We start from the raw sequence: 24,132 nt of genomic DNA, 5'->3' as shown, positions 1-24,132 counted from the left end.
ATGAAAGGAGTTTATGAACAGATATGCAGCTACCCAAAACGTCTCAATCGGCGGTCGTACGCGAATTCGGCAAGGAAATCGGAATTGAGGAGGTTCCGGTGCCGCAGCAGCTGGAACCCCGGTCGCTGCTCGTGCAAATCGACTGTTGCTCGATCTGCGGTACGGACGTGCATCTGTGGGAAGGCACGCTTTCCCTGAAAGTGGATTTGCCTGTTATTCTTGGCCACGAAATGGTGGGCAGGATCGTGGCAATGGGCCCGAACGCCGACCAGGATTCCGTCGGGCAGTCCCTCCAGATTGGAGACCGGATCATCTGGTCTCATACCAGTTGCGGTTCGTGTTACTACTGCACCGTAGAAAGACAGCCGACGCTTTGTCATCATCGCCGTGCTTATATGTACGAAACAATGGAAAAGCCTCCTTATCTGATGGGAGGGTTCTCACAATACGGATATGTCGTACCGGAATCGGGACGGATAAAAGTGCCGGATTCTGTCGAGGACAAATTGGCAAGTCTGAGCAGCTGCGCTTTCCGCTCGGTTATTAACGCGTTCGATCAGGTCGGCACGATCCGTCCGACGGACACGGTGCTCGTACAAGGTACGGGACCGTTAGGCTTATTGGCCATCGGGGTGGCCAAAGTATCGGGCGCCAAAAAAATTATAGCCATCGGCGCCCCGGACAGCCGTTTGAAGCTGGCCGAGGAGTTCGGCGCCGACTGCGTGATCTCCGTAGATCAGCATGATCCCGCAGCACGAAAGGCTATTGTCATGGAGGAAACGGGAGGCCGCGGGCCTGCAAAGGCATTCGAATTTTCCGGTCATCCCGGCGCTTTCGCGGAAGGGCTGGAGATGGTGGCCAAGGGTGCGCGCTATATGGTCGTCGGCCAGCTCGGCGAAGGGAAGGTGACGATCCAGCCGTCGATGATTACAAAGAAAAACTTGAAGGTGTTCGGTTCGTTTTCCGGGGATATCAGCCATTATTGGAAGGCGCTGCAGTTCATCGCCAAACATCAGCGGGATCTGCCGTTCAGCAAGCTGATTTCCAACGAATATTCGCTCAAAGACGTTAACGTCGCATTGAAACGAATGCAGTCGTTCCAGGAGATCAAGCCCGTGCTTTATCCCTGGAAATAATTTATACGAAAAGACGAGGTGACGAGGATGGACGATCAGAAACGAGGCGAGCTGCCTCTTGCAGGATTACGGGTGGTCGATGCCTCGACGATATTGGCGGGGCCTATGCTGGCCACCTACCTAGGAGATTTTGGAGCGGAGGTCATCAAGGTTGAGCATCCGTCGGGTGATCCGCTGCGAAACGCCGGCCGGCAGAAGGAAGGCAAGTCGCTGGAATGGAAGCTCGTTTCACGCAACAAAAAGCCGATCACCTTGAACTTGGGTAAACCCGAAGGTCAGGAATTGTTTATGAAGCTGGCGGAAACGGCGGATATTGTCATTACCAATTTTCGGCCGCAAACCTTGAAAAAATGGGGGATCACCTACGAGACGCTGAGTGCCCGCAATCCCGGCCTGATACTTGTACAGGTATCCGGCTTCGGTGTGGAGGGTCCTTACAGCGACAGACCGGGATTCGGCACCCTGGCTGAAGCGCTCAGCGGATTTGCCGAAATCAACGGATATCCCGACCGCGGTCCGCTGCTGCCCAACCTGGCTCTCGCCGATCAGGCGACGGCACTGCTTGGAGCGTATGCCACGATGGTGGCGGTATACGAGCGCGATCATTCCGGGAATGGCAAAGGGCAGTTTATCGATCTGCCGATTTATGAGGCGCTTATGGGCATGCTTGGCAATCAGGTGATGGAATACGACCAGCTCGGTATTCTCCAGAAGCGAATGGGCAACCGTACCCAATGGACGGTCCCGCGGAATTTGTACCAGACCTCCGACGGCAAATGGGTGGCCATTTCGGGCAGCTCTCAGCCTATTGTCGAACGCATCCTGAAAGCGGTGGAGAGAGAAGATCTGATTACCGATCCGCGATTCAAAGACAATCAAGCCCGGCTGCAGCATGCGGAAGAAATCGATGGTGTCATCGCGGAATGGATGTCACGCCACACGCAATCGGAAGTGCTGGCGCGTTTCCACGAGTGCGATGCAACCATCGCGCCGACCTATACGATCGAAGACATTTTCAAGGATCCGCATTTCCGGGCGAGGGGCAACATTGTTGAGGTGCCCGACGGAGATTTCGGAAAGGTCAAAATGCTGAATACAGCACCGAAATTTTCCCGTACCCCGGGGCGAATCCGGCACAGCGGGCTGGAAAAAGGGGCCTGCAATGACGAAGTGTTCGGCAAGCTCGGGTTAAGCAAAGCTGCGCTGGATGAACTAAAGAAAAACGAAATCATATAACTTACCAACCGGGAGGATGACTATGGAACAGTATCAGCTTTATATTGGCGGGCAGTGGGTGGAGGCACAATCGGGAGAGCGCTCCGAATCCATCAATCCTTATACGAACGAAGCCTGGGCGAGCGTCCCCGTCGGTGCGGAAGCGGATATCGATCTGGCCGTACAGGCGGCGCGCAGGGCGTTTGACGAAGGTCCATGGTCGAAAATGTCGAACAGTGAAAGAGGACGTCTTCTCATCCGTCTGGCGCATTTGATCGAAAACAACATCGAACGTTTGGCGCAAATCGAAACCCGGGACAACGGCAAGCTGATCCGGGAGACTACAGCGCATCTGAAATCGCTGGTCGATTATTACATCTATTTCGGCGGCATGGCCGATAAAATTCACGGGGATGTCATTCCGCTCAACAAAACATCGGTGCTGAACTATACACTGCGTGAACCGATCGGCGTCGTCGGGGCGATTACGCCGTGGAATTCGCCGCTCCTGCTCACAACATGGAAAGCGGCGCCTGCATTGGCTGCCGGGAACGTCATGGTGATCAAGCCTTCCTCCACGACACCGTGCTCGATTCTGGAATTCGCCAAGCTGGTCGAGGAAGCGGGGTTTCCGCCAGGCGTATTCAACGTCGTTACCGGACCGGGCAGCCGCATCGGCAATTACCTCGTACAGCATCCGGGTGTGGACAAAATTTCGTTTACCGGCGGAACCGATACCGGACGTTCGCTGGCTTCGCTCGCGGGCAAGCACATTAAACGGATCACACTCGAGCTGGGCGGCAAATCGCCGAACATTGTGTTTGAGGACGCGAACCTTGATAATGCGGTCATGGGCGTCATGGCGGGAATATACGCCGCCTGCGGCCAAACGTGCAGCGCCGGGTCCAGACTGCTGCTTCAGCGTTCGATCTACGATGAGTTTCTGAACAAGCTGGCGGAACGCTCACGTCAAATCAAGCTCGGCGATCCGAGTGATTGGCATACGGAGGTCGGTCCGCTGGCCAACCGTTCGCAGTTGGAAAAAGTGGCTTACTATGTGGACATTGCCAAGCAGGAGGGGGCCGAGGTGCTGCTGGGCGGTAAACGTCCGGAAGCGGCGGAGCTGCAGCAGGGGCTGTTCTATGAACCGACAATTCTTACGAATGTCACCAACGACATGCGTGTGGCGCGTGAAGAGATTTTCGGGCCGGTCTTGTCGGTCATTCCGTTCGAAACCGAGGACGAAGCGATTCGCATCGCTAACGATTCCGATTTCGGTCTGGTCGCCGGCGTATGGACGAACCACATCTCCCGCGGACACCGGATGGCGCGCGCGATCCGCAGCGGTACGGTATGGGTCAACACCTTCCGCAATGCCAACTATGCTTCTCCTTTCGGCGGTTACAAGGCGAGCGGCTACGGACGCGAGAACGGTCTTGAGGTGTTGAAGGACTACACGCAGGTCAAAAGCGTATGGGTGGAAACGGAAGAGAAAATGAGAGATCCGTTCGTCGTTGGTTAGAATATGAAGGATAGGGGTGGATACCTTTGTTATATAGAACGATGATGTTTACGCCGGGTAGCCGGCCCGACAGGCTGATCAAATCGTTGGATAGCCCGGCGGATGCCCTGATTTGGGACGTCGAGGATGCGGTCCACCCGAATGAGAAGGAGGCGGCCCGTACGGTGATCCGGGATGTGCTGGACTCTATGGACGATGCTCCCTCCAAGCCGATTTTCATCCGGGTCAATCAAGCAGGTACCCCGTGGTTTGAAGACGATGCCCGTCTGGCGGGACATCCGCTGGTTCGCGGCTTGCTCCTGCCCAAGACGGAGAGCGCCGCACAAGTGGAGCAGGCCTGGAAGCTGATGGGCCGCAAGGGCGAGCTCATCGTCCTGATCGAAACAGCTGTTGGCGTTCGCGACCTGGAGAACATTCTGGAGTCGCCGCTGATCACCGGTGTCGCTTTAGGCGCCGTCGATTTGGCTGTCGATCTGAATTTGACACTGACGGATTCCGGGTTGGAGCTGCTCTACTTCAAGTCCCGTATCGTAACGCTGGCCAGAGCTGCAGGTATTCAAGGCATTTATGATTCGGTATTTCCCGATTTTAACAACTTGGACAGCCTCCGCATACGAGCCGCGCTGACGAAAACAACCGGATTTACCGGACAAATGTGCATCCATCCCGTGCAGATCCCGATCATTACTGAAGTCTATACCCCCTCAGCGCAGGAAATCGATTGGGCTAAGCGGGTCATCCATGCGCTGAAGAATGAAGCGAAGGGACTGGGCGTCTTTACGATTGACGGCAAAATGGTGGATCGCCCGGTGATCGAAAGGGCAAAACAAGTCCATGAGGCGGCCGTTCGCTGGAAATTGGCCTGAAAGCACCCGGTTTATTGACATGCGGTTAGTTTCATTCTATACAATAGAGGTATAACTTTTTTCGTGAATGGGAGCAATGTGGATGAAGGTAACCATCGATGATGTAGCGCAGAAGGCGGGGGTATCCAAAGCGACGGTTTCGCGCGTACTGAACAAAAACTATCAATACATTTCGGATGATACGAAAGAACGCGTGCTGAGAGCGGTCGAACAGCTGGATTACCGGCCGAACGCGCTGGCCAAAGGCTTGAAGTCGTTAAAGACGAACGTAATAGGTCTCGTGCTCTCCAATCTGCGAAATCCGTTCTGGTCACAGGTATTGGAAGGTATCGAGGACGTGTGCAAACATTACGGATATAACCTGATGATCGCCAATTCCCGCGACAGCCTGGAATCGGAGGAGGATCACATCAGGGGCTTCGGCTTACGTCAGGTAGACGGCATCATTGTGAACCCTGCAACAGGTATGAATCCATTATTCGAGACCCTGTCCGAAAAACAATTCCCTCTGGTATTTCTCAACCGTAAAGTGGAAGGCGTAGCGGCCGATACCGTCGTGGTAGACAACATCAAAGGCTCCAGGATGGCCGTAGAGCATCTGCTGCGGCTCGGGAAGCGGAAAATTGCCATTTTCCTGTATCCGCCCAACGGAATCAGTCCTCGTCTCGAACGGATTGAGGGGTATCGATTAGCGATGGAAGAAAACGGTTTGCCGGTCCATCCGGACTGGATCAAAATCGTGCGGAACAAGCAGGAGTGTCAAGTCGAAATCGGCAAGCTATTGGAAACGGGGCTGCCGGATGCGATCTTTTCCACCAACAGCATTCTTACCCTGGAGATTATGGATGCGCTGAAGGAGTTGGGGCTTTCGGTACCCAAAGACATCGCCGTATTGGGCTACGACGAGACAGCCTGGGCCAAGCATCTCGATCCGCCCTTGACGACCATCGAGCAGCCCGCTTACGAAATGGGGAGGGTGTCCGCCGAGCAGCTGATCCGGAGAATGGATAACAAAACGGATGCAGCTTTGGAAACGATTCTGTTGGAGCCGGCGCTCATTGTCCGCCGTTCCTGCGGGGAAACCTAAAGGACCAGCGATCCGCATAGGAAAAAATAATTCAACCGTCCGCCCGCGGCATGCTTGAGAGAGCAGCCGCGGGTGGACGGTTTTTGGACTGCCGGACAGCTGGACTGGACCGGCAGCCTTCAAAGAGCGGGAAGACGGACGGAGAACGTGCAGCCTTTACCGGGTCTGCTATCGACGCTGATCGTGCCGTCATGGGCTTCCACAATCGATTTGGAGATCGAGAGTCCAAGTCCCGCACCCCCATGCTTGCGCGTTCGGGACGCATCGCTGCGGTAGAATCGCTCAAAGATATGGGGAATATGCTCTTCGGCAATGCCGATACCGTTATCGCGGATCATCAGGTCCGCTTGATTCCTGCGGGACGACAAGCTTACCTTAATCACTCCGTGTTCCGGGTCGGTATGCTGAACGGCGTTATGGAACAGGTTGAGGATGACCTGTTTGATTTTATCCGAATCGTAAATCCCCCGGATGCCTGCCGTCAGGTCGAAATCAACGGTCCGGCTTCCCGCCAGCATCCGCAGGTGCGGCTCCATTTCCCGGATGAGTTCGTCCAGCCTTGTTTCCTTCAATTGAAGCTCCGGGGAACGGTCGAGCTTGGCCAGCATCAGCAAATCCTCTACGAGCTTCTTGATGCGTTTGGATTCGCCATGCATGCTTTTCAAGGCGGGATACAGCTGTTCCGGCCTGTCGGCCGCCCCGCGAAGCAGCACCTCCAAAAAGCCGTGAATCGACGTCAAAGGCGTTCGCAGTTCATGGGAGGCGTCGGCAATGAACCGCCGCATCTGTTCTTTGGCTTCCCGTTCGGCCTCAAAGGAGGTCTCAAGCCGTTCCAGCATGCCGTTAAAAGAGTCAGCCAGACGGTCGATCTCCAGCTGCCCTTGCGGACCGGGGAACCTTTCGGCTAAATTTCCGGCATCCGTCCGTTCGACCGCCTTTACCATCATATCGAGTGGATTCAGCGTACGGCGAAGCACAGGCAGATAGAACGCCAAGCCACCCGCCAATGCTAGAACGGACAGCGCCACGAACGTCAGCAGCTGGCGCATGACCACATCCTGCAGAGGCGCTGTGGCTGTCCCCATTTGAAACATGCCGCCGATCTGCAAGCCGACCGGCCGGAACACGATGAGCTGTTCTTTCCCTTCCTCGTCCCGGACAACGCGATAGTGGACCCGTCCCCGATGATCGGACGGCTGAATGGAGCGGTACTCCTCGTCCGACAGACGCGGCGAAACGGAACCATTATCCCTGGTCAGATCGATGAAGGTTCCGTCGTGCCCGATATAGGCGACAGACATATCCGGGAGGAACAGAACCGGGCCCCGAGGCCGGCCTGTATCGGACTGCGAGCCGGGCGCACGGTCGCCGGAAGACCGTTCCGGAAGCGGATTCGGCCGGGTCAATATATCTCTTGGCAGCGTCCTTAGCTGCGTTACCATCGTTTCCGCCTGATTCCGGTATAGAAAATCCTTCATTAATACATATTGCAGCGCGCCGATCAGCAGGAGAAGGGCGGCCAAAATGAACAGCGACCGTGTCAGAAGCTGAAAACGGAGCGAACGGGGAGCCATCACCCGTTTAACCGGATCAAGAACTTTCCTTATCATGGCAAATCCATCCGGTACCCGGCGCCCCTGAGCGTCCGGATCAACCGATGCTCCTTGTCGGCCAATTTGTCCCGCAAGGAACGGATGTAAACCTCGACAATATTTTCTTCCCCTCCGAAGTCATATCCCCAGACCTTATCCAAAATTTTCGTCTTGCTTAGCACGATGCCATGATTGATGACCAAAAATTTAAGCAGCTCGTATTCCGTCGGGGAGAGCCCCAGCGCCTGCTCCTGATAGACGATTTCTTTTCTGCGGTCGTCAATGCGGAAAGGGCCGATCGTTACCTCGCCGAACAGATTCGGAAACTGATTGCGAATCCGGGCGCCGATGCGGGCAAGCAGCTCTTCGAAGCTGAACGGCTTGACCACGTAGTCGTCCGCTCCGAGTGTCAGTCCCTTTACCCGGTCATCGACTTCGTCTTTGGCAGTTAACATGATCACGGCAATATTGTTCCCGTTCTTCTTGAGCAGCCGGCACACCTCAAATCCGTCCATGCCCGGCATCATCACGTCCAGCACGACGACATGCGGCTCGAATTCTTGTGCCAGATTGACGGCGCTCATGCCGTCAGGCGCGGTTTTGACTTCGAAGCCTTCGTTTGTCAGTCCCAGCTCCAGAAATTGCAGTATGTGGGGTTCGTCATCGACCAGCATAATTTTAATGCCTTTTAAGCTTTTCATCCCTATGCCTCCCACGTCAGTCCATGGTATAAATTATCCGCCACGAAGCTGAATGTACGCTGAATGCGGCCTGAACCGCGGCTGAATCATTGCAGGAGGCTTGAAAGCATGCCGAGAAGCGATGCCGTACTCGCATTAAAGGAGGGCCTTGCCATGACAAAACCAACGGTTCTGTACGAAGCGGACTTGGATCAAAGAAGCTCTCCTTCTATGGTAACGTTTTGGCTGTATGAAGTAAATTCAACCGGATAAACAAACGATTAAAAGCAGGCTTTCGAGTGATTATCGGAAGCCTGCTTTGGTTTCATCCATATTCGTCGAGGGGTCATTTATAAGCCGAGGTAGGCTGCTTTGACATGCTCGTTTTCCTGCAATTGTTTGCCTGTTCCGCTGATGGCCACCTTGCCATGCTCGATGACGTATCCCTTGTCGGCAATCGACAAGGCGTGATGAACATGCTGCTCTACGAGGACAATGGTGATGTTCTTTTTCATTTTTTGGATCGTTTCGAATATTTCATCCACGAGAATCGGTGCGATTCCAAGTGACGGCTCATCCAGCAGCAGCAAGGAGGGCTTGGATGCGAGGCCCCGGCCGATGGCCAGCATCTGCTGTTCTCCGCCGGACAGGTTCCCGGCCATATTGCCTGCTCTTTCTTTTAAGCGGGGGAAGGTATCAAGGATATGGGCGATGGATTCCTCGCGAAATTTCGCCGCCCGCTTGTTATAGCTGCCCATTCGCAGGTTCTCCAGGACGGTCATTTGCGGGAATACCTTACGGCCCTCCGGGACATAGGCGATTCCGAGCTCGGCCATTTTGTGAGCGGGAAGATGGCCTATTTCCTGATCTTTGAAACGGACCGATCCTGTGTGAGCGGTCAAACCTACAATCGACTTCAGTATCGTTGTTTTACCGGCTCCGTTGGTGCCGATGATGGATACGACTTCTCCGGGACTGACATCAAAAGAAACATTCCAGACCGCTTGCACCGCCCCATAGAAAGACTCCAGATTAGTGACTTTTAACATATCCATCCCCCAAGTACGCTTTAATCACCGTCTCATCGTTCATAACCGCCTTTGGGTCCCCGTTGGCAATCATGACGCCGTTCTGGAGCACGACAATGTGATCCGAAACCGCCATCACGGCTTTCATAATATGCTCGATAATCACAATGGTTGTTCCATTCGTACGGATTTGATGAATCAGCCTGATCGCCTCGTCCACCTCGGATGGCGTGAGCCCGCCCATCGGCTCGTCCATGAGAAGCAGCTTGGGTCTTGTTGCGATTGCGCGCGCCACCTCAAGCCGTTTCAAATTTCCGATCGAAAGCTGTCCAGCCGGAATATGCTGAAGAGATTCCAAATGCGTGAAGGACAACATCTCCTTTGCTTTTTCTTGAGCTTCTTTTATATTTTTGCTTTTAGCCAAGGAGGCGACCATCAGATTATCGAAAACGGTTAATTTGGCCAGCGGTTTTACGATTTGGAAGGTGCGTGCGATCCCCATGGCATTCAGCTCATGCGGCTTCTTTCCGGTAATGTCCTGACCGTCGTAATAAATTTTTCCTTCGGAAGGAGGGAAGACGCCTGCAATCATGTTAAAACAGGTCGTTTTGCCGGCTCCGTTAGGTCCGATGAGCGCGAGTATCTGCCCTTCTTTCACATCAAAGCTGATGTTCTCATTAGCGGTGACTCCTCCGAACCGTTTAGTAATGCGGTCGATTTTCAGTAAGCTCATGCGGTTCTCCCCTCCTTTTTTTCATGCGTGTCATCCATTTCTTTATCCCGTCAACCATGCCGCCCGGAAGGTAAACGATAACGGCCATAATCATCAGACCGTAAATGACCAGATAAAGGGAAGGGTAGGTTTGCAGCGCAGGAATTCCCTTTAAGTATTCCTGCAGGCCGATAAGCAGCGTGGACCCGATTATGGGCCCGGCGATGGTTCCGATACCGCCGATAACGGTGACAAAAATCATTTCCGCTGAAAGATGTACGGTAAAGGCCATCTCGGGATCGATAAACTTGTTGAACAATCCGTAATAGGAGCCTCCCAAGCCTGTGATCGCTGCAGAAAGAAATAAGGATAGGCTCTTATATCGTGCGGCATGAATCCCCATGGACTCCGCGGCATCTTCATTCTCGCGGATCGCGATGAGCAAATAACCGGTTTTTGTTTTCATCAGATAAGAAATGAACAGACAAACCAGAACCGTTAACGCCAAGCCGAGAAAAAAATACTCCTGTTTATCCGAAACGCTTATGCCAAGAAAGGTGCCGCCGGACTCCAGCATGATCCCTTCGCCGCCATTGGTCACGCTTTTCCAGTTTCGGGCGATAATCAGCAAAATTTCGGCCATCGCCAAGGTTCCTAAACCGAGATAAGGTCCCCGCAGCCGGAATATCAGTTTGCCCAGAGGGAGGGAGAACAGTCCTGCCAGCAGGGCGGAGAGCGCCATGCTCAGAAACATATCCATGTTGAGCTCGTTCATGAAAATCATGGAGGCGTAAGCCCCGATGCCAAGAAACATGGCGTGACCGAAGGAAATTTGTCCGGTGAAGCCGCCGAGCAGGTTCCAGGCTTGCCCCAAGATGATCCAAACGAGAATATAGGAGCAAACGGTGTAGAAGTAAGCGTTTTGTGCGCCGATGAAGGGGACGATCAAGCCTATGGCCAGGGCTGAGACGAGGGCAATGACAGCCGTTTTGGTTTTCATGTTTTATTTCGCCCTCCCAAACAATCCCTGAGGTCTGAACAGGAGAACCAACAGGAAGATGACTAACCCGAACATATCGCGGAAGCCCGTTCCGCCCGGAATGTAAGCCGCACCGAAGCTTTCCGTAACGCCAAGAATTAAACCTCCGAGCGCGGCTCCCGGAATGGAACCCATGCCGCCCAATACGACGATGACGAATGCTTTAACGACAAAAAGTGTTCCGATGGAAGCATAGATGGGATAATTGGCCGCCAATATATTTCCGGCAATCCCGGCAAAGGCCGCACCGAGACCGAAGGTTAAACCGGAGATGACCGACACGTTGACGCCGACAATCGTAGCCGCCATAGGCTCTTGTGATGCGGCACGGATGGCAAATCCGGTATCTGTTTTCGTTAAGAACTTGTGCAGACTATAGATCAAGAGTGCGGTGACGACAAAACCGGCCGTAAGGGTGGCATTGAGCGACAAGCTTCCGATATGCCATACTTTGTTTTCCCAATACAGGTTTTCACCGTTAAGACGCAGGAATTTAGGTCCGATAAAAGCGGGAAGCGCCATCACATTGGCAAATAAAATTCCCGTGCCTGCCGTAAGCAGAAGCGTATTTTCCTCGCGAGCTTTTTTGGCTTTTTCAACAAACCATCGATAAAGAAAATACCCGATAGCAAAACAAACGGGTACAGAGAACAACATGCTGATAAAAGGATCCATGCCGAATTTGGAAAACAGGAAATAACTGATAAACATACCGATCATCACGAATTCGCCGTGGGCCATATTGATGACGTGCATAACCCCGAATATCAGGGTCAACCCGAGGGCGATAATGGCGTAAATACCCCCGATCAGCAATCCATCCAGGAGGGTCTGGAGCATAGGTGTACTTCCTTTCTGTAAATAAAGTCGGGCAAGAGGGGACGGGGGATCCCATCCCTCCGCCACGATACGCATCGTAAAGAATGCCTCTCTGATTCCTGCCGGGCTCTTTACCAGCCTTTGAAATCTTTCATTTGATCCTGTGCGTACTCATCCGGATACACGGTGATCATTTTTCCGCCGATCCATTGGGAAATATCGGTCATGCCCTTGTTCTGATTTTTGTAACCGTCAAAATCTTCGAACTTCACACGTCCAAACACCGTTTCCAGATCGGTGGCTTCCAGCGCTTCCTTTACTCCTTCACGATCCAGGGTTTTGGCGCGCTTCAAGGCGTCGGCGATGACATAAATCGCTGCATAGCCCTCTACCTCGTGCTCGCCGGGCTCATGTTGGAACTTGGCGGTGAAGTTTTTATGGAACTCCTGGAATTTCGGGTCCTTTTTGTTTCCGTGCCACGGGCCTGCGGTCAATACCGTTTCGGCGAGCTCGCCGGACTGCTGCGCAAAGCCGATGATCGAGTGGCCCGCGCCGGTACCGACAAACATCTTTGGAGACAGGCGGGATTCTTTGGCTGCCTTCATGATTTGAGTGGCGTCGTTGTCATCCCCGGCGGTGACGATAACCACCTCGGGGTTAGCCGCTTTGATTTTTTCCATTAATGGCTTGAAGTCCAGCTCTCCGGCTTTATACTTTTCCAGCGTGAATGGAATGCCTGCGGAGTCGGTATATTTTTTGATGCCGTATTCATACACCGCTTCACCGAACGCATTATCTACATTGATATAGGCGATGGATTTCGGCGGATTGGTTTGAAAGTAGTCGCGCAGAGCGGAGGTGTACATTCCGGCTGTCGGGCTTAAACGAAATACGTAATCATAATCGCTCATCGTGGCTTTATCGGAGCTGCCGTGATCGATCAGGTAAGGGATTTTATTTTCATTGGCCACTTGGGCTTCGACCAGGGTGACCCCGGATGAGCGTCCGCCGGTCAGCAGCAAAATGTCCTTATTGGCCACCAGCTTCTCCGTCGCGGTTTTACCCACCTGGGGCTTTTCTTGAGAATCTTCAATGATAATCTCGAGCTTTTTCCCGCTGATCCCCCCGGCCGCGTTAATTTCTTCAACGGCAAGGGAGTAGGCTTGCTTGAATTTTTCTCCGAATACGGCCGAACCGCCTGTCATCGGCAGCACGGCGCCGATTTTCAGGGTACCTTCACTGGAGGGGGCGGGCGTTCCGGCGTTCGAAGGTGCATTCGTCTCCGCAGCTCCGCATCCGCTGAGAAGCGAGCCTGCCAGAAAGACGGCGGACAAAACACCCCAATAGGCTTTTCGTGAATTTTTCATGGCTTACTCTCCTTTGAATGAATTAAAGCTGAATGACAATCAATTTTTCTTCGGTCATTTCCGAAATGGCATAACGGATTCCTTCTTTGCCGATTCCCGAGTCCTTGACGCCGCCGTAAGGCATATGGTCGGCACGGAAGGTAGGAATTTCATTGATCATGACCTGACCGACGTGCAGCCCTTGTGCGGCACGGAAGGCGGCATCCAGATTCGTGGTGAAAATCCCGGCATTCAGGCCGTAACGGGATTGATTCGTTAGACGAACCGCTTCTTCCACCGAGCCGACGCGATTGATGATGACAACGGGGCCAAACACTTCCTGGCAAACGACCTTCTCTGACTCGTTGACATCGGTCAAGATGGTAGGGGGAATGACTTGTCCGTTGGCTTCACCCCCGGCCAGGAAAGTCGCACCGGATTGCCGGGCTTCGTCGAGCCAGGCCGTAATACGCTGCAGGCTGCGTTGATTCACCACGGCGGAGACATCGGTTTGTTCATCGGAAGGAGCTCCGACGATTAATGTTTTGGCGGCTTCGACAAAGCGTTCCACAAAAGCATCGTAAATCGCTTCGTGCACATAAATCCGCTGGGTATGAATACAAACCTGTCCCGCGTAGGTGAAGGCACCGGTTAAAGCTTTAGGAACGGCTTTATCGAGATCGGCCTGCTCGTCGATGATGAGCGCCGAATTTGATCCTAATTCTAGGGTGATCTTCTTTAAGCCCGATTGGGAACGAATGAGCTTTCCTACTTCGGGAGATCCCGTAAAGGAAATTTTCTTCACTCGTTCATCCGCCAAGAGAACAGGCCCCAGCGTCGGTCCATCCCCTGCAACGACATTCAACGCACCGTCGGGAAGTCCGGCGTCCCGCAGCAGTTCAGCGAGCTTGAAGCTGGTCAGCGGCGTTTGTTCCGCCGGCTTAAGCACGATCGTGTTACCGCTTGCAATCGCAGGAGCGACTTTGTGGGCTACCAGGTTCAGGGGAAAATTGAACGGTGTGATAGCTCCAATCACTCCAATAGGTTCCCGGACGGTAAAAGCGATTTTTCCTTCCCCGCCTTTGGCCGCATCCATCGGGATGGATTCTCCGTACATCCGCTTGGCTTCCTCGGCGGCGAACAAGAACGTTTGAATCGACCTGGTTACTTCCATGCGGGCGGTTTTAATCGGTTTCGCCGCTTCCAGGGAAATCGTTCGGGCGAAATCCTCCGCCCGCTCTTCCAGCAATTGTGCGGCTCTGTACAAAATGCTTGACCTTTCATGAGAGGAAAGGGTTTTCACAAGTGCGTAAGCCTGTTCGGCTTCTGCAATGGCTTCCTCCATTTCCTCCGGTGTAGAGAGCGGGATTTCGGCAATGGTGGATAGATCATAGGGATTCTTTAATTCATAATGAAAAAAGCTCGATTTCCATCGTCCCCCTATAAAATTGGCTTTTCTTATTACAGCTGCCCCATTCAACGGATGTCCCTCCTTTTTCTCGCCTTCGTACGGCTCAAGTTATAAATAAGCAAAGTCCATGCCAAAGCTTTTTGTATCAAATAAAGGCTAGCGCATGTTTGGAGAGCGGCTGATAACCGAAAGCCCACACCTCAAGTGTGGGCTTTCGCACAGCAACTATTTAAAAATCGAGCGATTTCGCACAGTATCCGGGCGCTAGAATACCTCGCCAAAGTATTTCTTCACTCTCCGCTGTAATGAAAATCGGCTGATCCCCAAGAGCTGGGCCGATTTACTTAAGTTCCACCGTGTTTGATGCAGAGCCTGCTCGATATATTGCTTCTCCAATCTCTCCAATTCCCGTTCCAGATGAAAAGCTTCCGGGAAAGGGCGGACGGTTTCGCGGACGGAGGCCTTTTCGCAGTCATTTTCCGCCGCTTTGAGATCCAACTGATGCAAGGCCTCGATGACGATTTCCTCCGGAAGTTGGGAAGGGGTGATCATGGTGTCATGGTTGAGGATGACCAATCGTTCAATGCAATTTTTCAATTCCCGCACGTTCCCCGGCCATGGATATTGGCGGAACAAGTCCAGTACGGCGGGGGAAAAGCCGGGGATATTTTTGTTGAGCTTGGCGGACAGCGATTTCAAAAAATGGTCGGAGAGCAGCACCACATCGTCTCCGCGGTCGCGCAAAGGAGGCAAATAAATGGGGACCACATGCAGACGATAATAGAGATCCTTGCGAAAAAGCCCGGTATCGACCATTTCTTTCAGATGACGGTTGGTTGCCGCTACCACGCGAACATCGATCGCCCGATCCTTTGTGCCGCCTACCCGGCGAAGCTTCCGATCCTCCAGGAACCGCAAAAGCTTGACTTGAATGTCCAACGGCAGTTCTCCGATTTCATCGAGAAAGATGGTGCCTCCGCAGGCTAATTCAAGCAAACCGGATTTTGCCTTGTCGGCCCCCGTAAACGCATGCTTCTCAAAACCAAAGAGCTCGCTCTCGAGAAGATTGGAGGGTATTGCGCCGCAGTTCAGAGCGATAAAGGGCATTTGCCGGCGATGGCTGCAGGCATGGATGGCATGGGCAGCCAATTCCTTTCCTGTGCCGGTTTCTCCCATAATCAGAATACTTGTATTGGTCTCGGCCACTTGGCGGATTTGGGCAAGCACGTCCAGCATCGGACGGGACCCGCAGATGATCGGAGGGTGATCGATAGGCTGCTCCCCCTGATGCCGGGGGGAACCAAGCTCCGCCGCCTTTTTCTCCTTTGTCCACACGCTTTCGATGAGGGTCAGCACATCCTCCAGTTCAAACGGTTTATCAATGTAATCAAAGGCTCCCGCTTGAAGGGCCTTGACCGTGGATTGGGCATCTCCGTAGGCCGTCATCATCAGCACGGTCACGTCGGGATTCATTTTTTTAATGTCCTTCAGAATCTCGATCCCGTTTTTCCCCGGCAGCCGAACATCCAAAAATACCAGATCCGGCTGAACCTCAGCGATCCGCTTCAGCCCCGATTCGCCGGTTTCTTCGGTCCAAACCGTAAATCCCTCATCCTCCAAACCCATTTGCAAGGACAAGCGGATAACCGCTTCATCATCAATAATGACCACTCGCTTCATCAACATGCTTCCTCCTCTTCTTCGGTATTGTAAAGGAAAATACGGTGCCTTGTTCCTCATCTCCAACATCTTTGGCGTCAATATGTCCGCCGTGCTCCGTCACGAGCCGGTGTACGACAGACAACCCTAATCCGGTTCCCTTCGGATCGGTCGTAAAAAAGGGATTAAATATTTTATCCGCATGTTCGGGAGGGATCCCGATGCCATTATCCGAGATGTCGATGCGGAGTTCTTCGGAGTTTTCCGTCATGTGAATGACAATTTTGCCTTCTGCAGACGGGACCACTTTAATCGCGTTCAGCAGTAAATTCAGATAAATCTGTTTCAAATGATCCGGATCGTAAAAGGCGAAAAGAGGGGGATGCGTCTGTCGTACTTCAATGCGGATCTGTTTGTCCCGGATGGGCTGGGCGAGAAGGGCCAGTACTTCATCCAGTACTTGGCGGATGTCAACCCGGAGCAGCCTGGCAAGCTGCGGCTTGGCGAAATGAACCAGCTGAATGGTTAGCCGATTCAGCCTTTCAATTTCCGACTGAATTCCGGTGAGCAGCATATCGTTTTGCTCATTTCCGGCAATCCGCCTTTGCAGCACCTGCACGCTCGTTTTCATTCCCGTCAGCGGATTGCGGATTTCATGGGCCATACCTGCTGCAAGCTCACCCAGCGCGGCTAATCTTTCCAGGCGGGTCAGCCGGACTTCCATCTGTTTTCTCTCTTCCATTTGCCGGACCATTTGATGAAAGGCGTCGACAAGGATTCCGACTTCATCCTTCCTTTGCAGCATTTCCTCGTTTTCCTTTTCAAGGTGGAAGGGCTGCCCGTCCCGAACCTGATCAAACCATCCGGCCAGACGTTTCAATGGCTTGGCAATGTGGTGCGCCAGCAGGATGGTTGCCTGAATGACGAATATACTGGCAATGACGATGGTGATCAGCGTATACTTCTGGATATTGGTTAAGGCTGGGGAAAACGGATTTATCGTTACCAGGATGCCTATGCGCCAATTCCATGGTTCATAGGTATCAAACAGCAAATACGACTGATGAAACCAGGTATTGTCAAGGATGACCCGGCCATGAGGCTGATCCGTTCCGGACAGATGCAGCCGGAGCTCCGTCCATGGATCGGACGGCGCCAATAACATGACCTCTCCTTCGACAATGACCATCTCGTTCTTCCACAGCTTTTGGGTAAACTCGATACTATCCTTCTTTCCTTCTGTCAATGAAACGGCCCGGGCGAGGACTTTCTGATGGATGTGCTCCAACTGCAGCAGCGCTTGATTAAGGCTTAACGCCGCTTTTTCTTCCATGCTCTGGCTATAGTTTTTATAAGCGGACCAATAGGAAATTCCCCCGACGAAGAGAACGGGGAAAATGACCAGCAGGAGAAAGGGAAGCATAATTTTGGTTTCAATGGAGGGTGAGAATGGGATCTTCTTCATTTTTCCTGTTCCTTTTTCTTCTATAGAATGTGCTGACCGTTACCAGACAGAGAAGAGAGACCAGGACGCCGGGTAAAGCCGGATTCGTCCATTCGCCTTCGAGACGGAAGAAGAGGATTTCCATGATATAGATCGAGGTGCCGCCGACAAATCCCGCCCATGCCCCTTCCTTGGTCGCCCCCTTCCAGAACAGTCCGCCATACAGGGGGACGAAGAACGTCGCGGCAAAAAATCCCCATATATAGCTGCTGTAATCGAGCAAAGTTCCGGGAGGAATAAAAGCCATCAGCAAAGAGACGGTTGCTCCAATGGTAACAAGCCATCGGCTCACGCGAATCAGCTTCTCTTCAGTGGCTGGGCGTTTCACGGCATAACGATAAATATCCCAGCTGAAGCTCCCCGCCAGAACCAGAAGCTGGGAGTTGGCCGTAGAAACGGCGGCAGCCATAATGGCCGTCAAAATCAGTCCGGCCCAATAGGGGGCGAATAGGCGTTCCACTGCCATGGGCATGATTTCGTCTAACGATACGGCCGCAAGCTCCGGGGATAAGGCCCGGATTCCCAGGCTGGTGAAGATCAGAACGGCATACGTCGCAACCAGCAGGATGAGGGAGATGCCGATCATTTTGACTGCAGTGGAACGATCCTTCGCCGCGAGCACCCGGTTCATATATTGGGGATAGGTGGATTTGCCCAATGCCCAGCTCATAAACATAAACATGCCTAAATAAAAAAGCGAGGACCGGTCTGCGGCCATTGGGGATGAGGTGCCCTGCGGCAATGAAATGGAAGCGGATACAAACTTTTGTGCAGTATGCAGGCTTCCGCCAAGCTCCTGATAAACGAGGATGGCTCCGGTGAAAGAACCTATTAGAATTAACAAAAAATTGACCATATCTGTCCTGGCAACGGATTCAAAGCCGCCAAAGGTCGTGTAGATCAGGAATAAATAAACCAGTAACACAGCCAGCGCGTAAGGAATTTCCAGCATATGGCCGACAACGAGGCCAAAACCCCGAATCTGCAGCATGATATAAAACAGGTGGGAAAAAACGACCGCCATTCCGCCTACTGCCTGCAATCTTCTGCAGCCATAACGGACATAGAAATATTCCGGGAGCGTACGAAGGGATTTCCGGAGGGATTGATGGGCCAACCGGTTGGTCAAAGGAATAAAAAGCAGCGCCCCTGCGAACCAGCCCAGAACGCCGAACACGGACGGATACAGACCGAAGCGGTAGACGCTGCCCGTAATGAATAGCATGGAAGTGGCGCTAATCCATGATGCGCAGAACGTACAAACGCCCAGAAATACGCCCATATTCCCATGGCCTATAAAATAATCCTTGCTGCTTTTCACCCGATCAAATCCGTATTTTCCAAACCACAGCAGCACGATACTGTAGAATAAAAAATAGAGCAGGTACAACAGGCTATGTTCCATCCAAGCTCCTCCTTAATGGACTGCATACAAGAGACGATTCAACCATTCATGCGATGAATAATTTTACCAGTTAAATATATACCAAAATATGAACAAGATCTATTGGAAACGCATTAAATGGATAATTTTATACCATAAATGTTAAATAGATTGCATATCAAAAGATTGAAAATTGCTATAAAATGAACTATTAGCAAGTGCTGGAGGGAGGATTATATGAGAATCAGATGTATTCAATGGACAACTTTATTTGTTTGCATCATGCTGATGGCAAGTACATTGGCGGGTTGTTTCGGAGGTCATGATCAGGATTCCGATAATTCTTTCGGCAAGAACGGCAAACCGTATACGGGCACAAGTATAACCGCTTACATGGGGGTTAGCCCTGCGGCGGATGTGATCAGGTCGATGCTGCCCGAATTTGAGTCCCAAACCGGGTTGAAGGTCAATTTGCAGATTTTGGCCAATGAACAGCTGAGCCAAAAGCTGTCCGTTCAATTAACGGCAGGCAGTTCCAATCCCGATGTCTTCATGATTCGCCCGTTGGAAGAAGTGAAGCTTTTTCATAAAAACGGTTGGGTACAGCCGTTGGATGAATATGTGAGAAGAAATCCGGATTATGACTTTGATGATTTCTCCAAATCAGCCATAGAATCTACAACGGCCGACGGGAAGCTGATTTCCGTGCCGCTTTCCACCGAACAGCAAATTCTATACTACCGGAAAGACTTGCTGGAACAAGCCGGCATACCCGTTCCCAAAACGTTGGATGAGCTGGAGGAGGCGGTAAAAAAGCTGCATGATCCGGACAATGGCGTCTACGGTTTTGTGGCCAGGGGGCAGAGGAATGCACTTGTCACTCAGCTTTCGTCTTTCTTATATTCGGAAGGCGCCGATTTTCAAAAGGACGGTAAAGCGACAATCAACACGCCGGAAGCCATCAAGGGGATCAGCAGATATGCCAATTTGCTGAAAAATTATGGTCCTCCGGGTGTTTTGAATATGGCCTGGCCGCAAGCGATGGGTGTGTTTGCCCAAGGGAAAGCGGCGTTCTTTACCGACGCGAGCGCGATCTACAGCAGCATGCTTGATCCCGGTACATCGAAAATTGTGAATAAGGTTGGTTTTGCTATGTTCCCTGCGGGCCAGGCCGGGGCCAAGCCTTTTAATATCACGGCTTGGGGACTGGCGATGAATTCCGCATCGGCGAATAAAGAAGCGGCATGGACATTCATCGAGTGGGCAACCGGTAAAGACCTTGTCTTGAAATCGCAGCAAAGGGGAAACCCCGGAGCGCGGAATTCGGTATGGAATGATCCTCAAGGGGTTTCCGGATTTCCGGAGGAATATATCCCTGTCATAAGCGAATCCATACAAGTCGGGGTGGGCCATGACCGCCCGCAGGTATTCAGTGTAAGCGAGGCGCGCGATATCATAGGCGACATTGTCATTAAGGGCTTGTTAGGCGAGGATATTAAAGACGCAGCAGATAAGGCCAATCAAGCATATCAAGCGATCATCGACAGGGAGAAAGCCAAATAATACATCATTGCAGGAGACGTCGTATGAACATAAAAATGAACACCTTCGGCAAAGTGATCACGCTCGTCTTTTCTTTGCTTATCCCGATCATTTTATTATATGGATATTCCCATCAAGTAAGCATGAACGTGGTTCGGGAGACGGTTGAGGACGGAAATCGCAACCGGCTTTCTTTTTTTATGAGCCAAATGGAATTAATGATCGAGCAGTTTACCAAGTATTCGGTGATTGCCAGCCGGGACTACAGTATAAAAGAATATTTGGAGGGACGCAGCACAGGCAAACCGCTCGATCAGGTGCAAAGAAAAATGCGGATTGTGGAAATGCTGAATATGCAGATTGCAACCAGCGGCTGGAACAATCAGATTATTCTCCATTTGTCGGATTCCAAGGAAGTCATATCCACCGACTATTCGGTTGAATACAACCAGGACTATATCGATCAGACGGAATTAAAAAAATGGCTGCACCGGGATACGGTAGTCTTTGGAGCAAAGCAGATGTTCTTTTCCCGAATGAGGGAATCCGATAACCCGAATTTACTTATTGAGGTTAGATTTACAGATGACAATCTAAAAAATATGCTGAATCAGCTGAAGCAGGGCGGGAGGAGCGAGCCTTTTTTCTATCTGGCCGGTAAGGAGCCGATCTTAAACCGTACGGCGGATCATACGCTTGTGAGCAGCGCCGTCGAACAACTAGACCGTTTGAAGCTGGGCAAGAGCGGAAATTTGACGATATCGCTGAATGAACAGCAATATATTGTCAATTATATCCGTTCGGAAAGCCTTGGCTGGTATCTCGTGGATCTGGTCCCGCTGGAAAGTATCTATTCTCCGATTACGGTCAGCCGGAATTTATTTTATACTTCGGTCGGTCTGCTGATGGTGTTAAGCATTTTGATGACGTTATTATTGTACCGGAATGTTCAAAGGCCGATTCAATTGCTGCTGCGCGGCGTACAAAGAATCAAAGACGGGCAGTATTCCGTAAGGCTTCAGAAGCAGCCCAACAATGAATTTGATTTTTTATTTAACAGCTTTAACCAAATGGCCGAACAAATCCAAGAGCTCATAGAAAAGGTATATAAAGAAACGCTCCGCTCGAGGGAAGCGACTTTGAAGCAGTTACAATCGCAAATCAACCCTCATTTTTTATATAATTGTTTGTTTTATATCAAGAACATGGCGAGTTTGGGAGAAAAAGAGGCCGTGGTGGCCATGTCTCTGAATTTAGGAGAATATTACCGTTATACGACCAGGCTCGAAAACCCGATGACCACCATCAGGGAAGAAATGAAGCTGATCCAAAATTATCTGGAGATCCAGACGATGAGAATGCAGCGTTTAGGCTACGAGATCGCGATTCCTGAAGACATGATGGAATTGGAAATTCCGCGCCTGCTGATTCAGCCCATTGTGGAGAATGCCGTCATCCATGGGGTGGAGAATCAGTTGGAATTCGGCATCATTCATATCAAAGGCGAACGTTCCAACGGGACGAATCGGATCATTGTAGATGATAACGGCGGCGGCATGTCGAAGGAGGCCATGACAGAGCTCCAAACCAAAATCAACGTGCCCATGGATGAACAAACAGGCTGCGGACTCTGGAACATTCACCAGCGTTTAATTCACATGTATGAAGGGAAATCCGGGTTGTTTTTTTCACCGTCACCCTTAAACGGACTTCGCGTTGAAGTGATATGGGAAACGGCCGGCGGTTCAAAGAAAGGAGGGGATGGAGATGTTCCAATTACTGATCGTAGATGATGAAGCCAGTGTCGTGGATAGTCTTGCAGATACTCTTCCTTGGCCTGAAGCCGGAATCGGCTCCGTTTATAAAGCGTATTCCGGATTTGAAGCACTGGACATCTTAAAAACCAATCCCATCGATATTATCATGACCGACATCCGGATGCCCGGCATGAGCGGATTGGAGCTTTTGGAGGAGGTCCGCCGCAATTGGAAAAAAATTAAATGCATTTTATTGTCGGGACATGCGGAATTTGAATATGCCAAGCAGGCGATTCAGCATAATACCTTTGACTACCTGTTGAAGCCGATTAGCGATGAAGCGATTTTATCGAAGGTGAAGCATGCGGTGGATGTATTGCAAAGGGAGCGCGAAGAAAGTCAGTCTTACCAGCGCGTGCTGAAAGCGTTGGAGGAGAACCTTCCGAAGCTGAGGGCCGAGCTGTTAAACGAATTATTGCAGGGTGTGAAGTATTCCAAGCAGCGATTAACGGAGAAGCTGGATTTGCTTAAGATGAGCATTGCTCCCGATTGCCCGTTCGCTTTAATGCTGGTTCGGATGGAAGGGCAGCTTTCTGAGCTGGATTTTTACAGCTTGTCTTTGATGGAATATGCGATCGGCAACATGGCGGAGGAAATATGTGAAGGTTATTTCCATCTATGGCCGGGTAAAGACGTTTACGGCTATTTGGTCTTCGTTGTCACAGTTACCGATGAGAAACAGGCGGAGCTTGCCCAAACGGAGAATAGGCGGGAGACCGTAGAAAATCAGCTGCAGCTTATGGCCTCCCAATTACAGCTTAGCGTGAGCCATTATCTGAAAGGGACCGTTTCCGTCTTGATAAGCAAATGGGGGTCGTTCCCCGATGATATGAATAGGCTTTACCAGGACAGCCTGTTATCCCTCCGCAGGCGGGTAGGAAACCAGAGCGGGCTGTTGATCTACGTATCCGACGAAATGGAGCAGCAGCCTGTCCATTCGCTGCAAAGACTATATGAACCGCCCCTGCTTATCCATTTGCTGGAGTCGGGGAATTGGGATGCGGCACATGAAAAATTAACGGGCATCCTGGACGAGCTTCACATGAAATGGGCGGATTCCGCCGAGCATCTGATCGAAGTTTTTTTCTTCGTCTATGCTTCCTTCAGCTCCTTTGCCCATAAAAACGGCCGGGAGCTGGCGCAAATGATCGGACCTGTGTTGTCCGATGCAGCGGGCTTGACGGCATGCCGTTCGATCGCGGCTTTGGAGAACTGGATGTTTCAATCGTTTCGGCGGCTGCAGCAGTGTATGGAGAATGAAACGAGGAACAACCGAGAGAATGCCGTCCGCAAAATCCAGCAGTTTGTCCAAAAGCATCTGGTGGAGGATGTTTCTTTACAGGCCATCGCCGATCATATGTATATGCATCCTGTGCATGTCTCCCGGATTTATAAGCTGGAGACCGGAGAAAATATAAGCGATTATGTCCTGCGCCTCAAGATGGAAATGGCCGCTTCTTTGCTTGCGGATAACACATTGAAAAACTATGAAATTGCTCTCAAGCTGGGCTATCAGAACCCCAACTATTTTATCAAAGTGTTTAAAAAGTACTATTCCTTAACTCCGCAGGAATTTCGTTTAAAGATTGAAGAAGGAAAATAACAGCCCTATGGATGCAGCCGCCTCGGAACGAGGTTTGGCTGCATTTTTGTGTCGGTGGCCATCGGCCCAAAACACGTTAATTTTGTATCACGAAAGTTAAATAGTTGTCATTTTATCGTAAGCGTGTACACATTACAATGAACATGAAAGCAAGCTGAAACGATTTTGCA

The 24,132-nt window shown here is 51.5% G+C and carries 20 protein-coding genes; 9 read left to right on the top strand and 11 right to left on the bottom strand.

Features of this window, described 5'->3' with window-relative positions:
• Positions 1-23 precede the first annotated feature (23 nt).
• The 5 genes from BLT35_RS07265 to BLT35_RS07245 all read left to right on the top strand — a co-directional run bounded on the left by BLT35_RS07265 (position 24) and on the right by BLT35_RS07245 (position 5,826).
• A complete protein-coding gene (locus tag BLT35_RS07265; RefSeq protein ID WP_062410604.1) occupies positions 24-1,136 on the top strand; it encodes a zinc-binding dehydrogenase in 1,113 nt (370 codons plus the stop codon).
• 27 nt (positions 1,137-1,163) lie between these two features.
• Complete coding sequence (locus BLT35_RS07260; RefSeq protein ID WP_062410605.1) at positions 1,164-2,372, top strand: CaiB/BaiF CoA transferase family protein; 1,209 nt, start codon at positions 1,164-1,166, stop codon at positions 2,370-2,372.
• A 22-nt stretch (positions 2,373-2,394) separates the two neighbouring features.
• On the top strand, positions 2,395-3,873 hold the full coding sequence (locus BLT35_RS07255) for an aldehyde dehydrogenase (RefSeq protein ID WP_074727407.1): 1,479 nt from the start codon (positions 2,395-2,397) through the stop codon (positions 3,871-3,873).
• Positions 3,874-3,899: 26 nt separating this feature from the next.
• A complete protein-coding gene (locus BLT35_RS07250; protein WP_074727406.1) occupies positions 3,900-4,739 on the top strand; it encodes an HpcH/HpaI aldolase/citrate lyase family protein in 840 nt (279 codons plus the stop codon).
• Between the two features lie 82 nt (positions 4,740-4,821).
• Positions 4,822-5,826 carry a LacI family DNA-binding transcriptional regulator gene (locus BLT35_RS07245; RefSeq protein WP_074727405.1) on the top strand — a complete coding sequence of 335 codons (1,005 nt, stop codon included), beginning with the start codon at positions 4,822-4,824 and terminating at the stop codon, positions 5,824-5,826.
• A 119-nt stretch (positions 5,827-5,945) separates the two neighbouring features.
• Here BLT35_RS07245 and BLT35_RS07240 read toward each other — a convergent pair whose 3' ends face one another.
• Positions 5,946-7,436: a sensor histidine kinase gene (locus tag BLT35_RS07240; RefSeq protein WP_054817334.1), complete on the bottom strand. Its 1,491-nt coding sequence runs from the start codon at positions 7,434-7,436 to the stop codon at positions 5,946-5,948.
• Positions 7,433-8,119: a response regulator transcription factor gene (locus BLT35_RS07235; protein WP_054817335.1), complete on the bottom strand. Its 687-nt coding sequence runs from the start codon at positions 8,117-8,119 to the stop codon at positions 7,433-7,435. The genes BLT35_RS07240 and BLT35_RS07235 overlap by 4 nt, the downstream gene beginning before the upstream one ends.
• Positions 8,120-8,227: 108 nt before the next feature.
• Here BLT35_RS07235 and BLT35_RS26810 point away from each other — a divergent pair, with 108 nt between their 5' ends.
• On the top strand, positions 8,228-8,371 hold the full coding sequence (locus BLT35_RS26810) for a hypothetical protein (RefSeq protein ID WP_160327407.1): 144 nt from the start codon (positions 8,228-8,230) through the stop codon (positions 8,369-8,371).
• A gap of 77 nt (positions 8,372-8,448) precedes the next feature.
• Here the strand turns inward: BLT35_RS26810 and BLT35_RS07230 are convergent, their stop codons facing one another.
• The 9 genes from BLT35_RS07230 to BLT35_RS07190 all read right to left on the bottom strand — a co-directional run bounded on the left by BLT35_RS07230 (position 8,449) and on the right by BLT35_RS07190 (position 19,021).
• Positions 8,449-9,147, bottom strand: a complete 699-nt coding sequence (locus tag BLT35_RS07230) for an ABC transporter ATP-binding protein (RefSeq protein ID WP_175471946.1) — start codon at positions 9,145-9,147, stop codon at positions 8,449-8,451.
• Positions 9,131-9,859, bottom strand: coding sequence for an ABC transporter ATP-binding protein (locus BLT35_RS07225; RefSeq protein ID WP_074727404.1), 729 nt, complete (start codon positions 9,857-9,859; stop codon positions 9,131-9,133). The genes BLT35_RS07230 and BLT35_RS07225 overlap by 17 nt, the downstream gene beginning before the upstream one ends.
• On the bottom strand, positions 9,828-10,838 hold the full coding sequence (locus BLT35_RS07220; RefSeq protein ID WP_074727403.1) for a branched-chain amino acid ABC transporter permease: 1,011 nt from the start codon (positions 10,836-10,838) through the stop codon (positions 9,828-9,830). The genes BLT35_RS07225 and BLT35_RS07220 overlap by 32 nt, the downstream gene beginning before the upstream one ends.
• A gap of 3 nt (positions 10,839-10,841) precedes the next feature.
• Positions 10,842-11,717: a branched-chain amino acid ABC transporter permease gene (locus BLT35_RS07215; RefSeq protein ID WP_074727402.1), complete on the bottom strand. Its 876-nt coding sequence runs from the start codon at positions 11,715-11,717 to the stop codon at positions 10,842-10,844.
• Between the two features lie 110 nt (positions 11,718-11,827).
• Complete coding sequence (locus BLT35_RS07210) at positions 11,828-13,063, bottom strand: ABC transporter substrate-binding protein (RefSeq protein ID WP_074727401.1); 1,236 nt, start codon at positions 13,061-13,063, stop codon at positions 11,828-11,830.
• A 22-nt stretch (positions 13,064-13,085) separates the two neighbouring features.
• Positions 13,086-14,522, bottom strand: a complete 1,437-nt coding sequence (locus BLT35_RS07205; RefSeq protein ID WP_062410611.1) for an aldehyde dehydrogenase family protein — start codon at positions 14,520-14,522, stop codon at positions 13,086-13,088.
• A gap of 195 nt (positions 14,523-14,717) precedes the next feature.
• Positions 14,718-16,133, bottom strand: coding sequence for a sigma-54-dependent transcriptional regulator (locus BLT35_RS07200; protein WP_175471944.1), 1,416 nt, complete (start codon positions 16,131-16,133; stop codon positions 14,718-14,720).
• Positions 16,111-17,535: a two-component system sensor histidine kinase NtrB gene (locus tag BLT35_RS07195; RefSeq protein ID WP_217634700.1), complete on the bottom strand. Its 1,425-nt coding sequence runs from the start codon at positions 17,533-17,535 to the stop codon at positions 16,111-16,113. Before BLT35_RS07195 ends, BLT35_RS07200 begins: the two co-directional genes overlap by 23 nt.
• A 10-nt stretch (positions 17,536-17,545) precedes the next feature.
• On the bottom strand, positions 17,546-19,021 hold the full coding sequence (locus tag BLT35_RS07190) for a sodium:solute symporter family protein (protein WP_062410613.1): 1,476 nt from the start codon (positions 19,019-19,021) through the stop codon (positions 17,546-17,548).
• A gap of 216 nt (positions 19,022-19,237) precedes the next feature.
• Here BLT35_RS07190 and BLT35_RS07185 point away from each other — a divergent pair, with 216 nt between their 5' ends.
• Genes BLT35_RS07185 through BLT35_RS07175 form a run of 3 tightly spaced genes read left to right on the top strand, consistent with a single transcriptional unit; the run spans position 19,238 to position 23,962 of the window.
• A complete protein-coding gene (locus tag BLT35_RS07185; protein WP_074727398.1) occupies positions 19,238-20,563 on the top strand; it encodes an ABC transporter substrate-binding protein in 1,326 nt (441 codons plus the stop codon).
• A gap of 23 nt (positions 20,564-20,586) precedes the next feature.
• A complete protein-coding gene (locus BLT35_RS07180; RefSeq protein WP_074727397.1) occupies positions 20,587-22,335 on the top strand; it encodes a sensor histidine kinase in 1,749 nt (582 codons plus the stop codon).
• Positions 22,310-23,962 (top strand): response regulator transcription factor, encoded by a 1,653-nt coding sequence (locus BLT35_RS07175; protein ID WP_074727396.1) that lies wholly within the window; start codon positions 22,310-22,312, stop codon positions 23,960-23,962. Before BLT35_RS07180 ends, BLT35_RS07175 begins: the two co-directional genes overlap by 26 nt.
• Positions 23,963-24,132: the final 170 nt, after the last annotated feature.

Origin of the sequence: Paenibacillus naphthalenovorans (assembly GCF_900099895.1) — a bacterium.
GTDB classification, from domain to species: Bacteria; Bacillota; Bacilli; order Paenibacillales; family NBRC-103111; genus Paenibacillus_G; species Paenibacillus_G naphthalenovorans.
The sequence above is the reverse complement of the archived record's forward strand: the minus strand, read 5'-3'. Positions and strand labels throughout refer to the sequence as shown.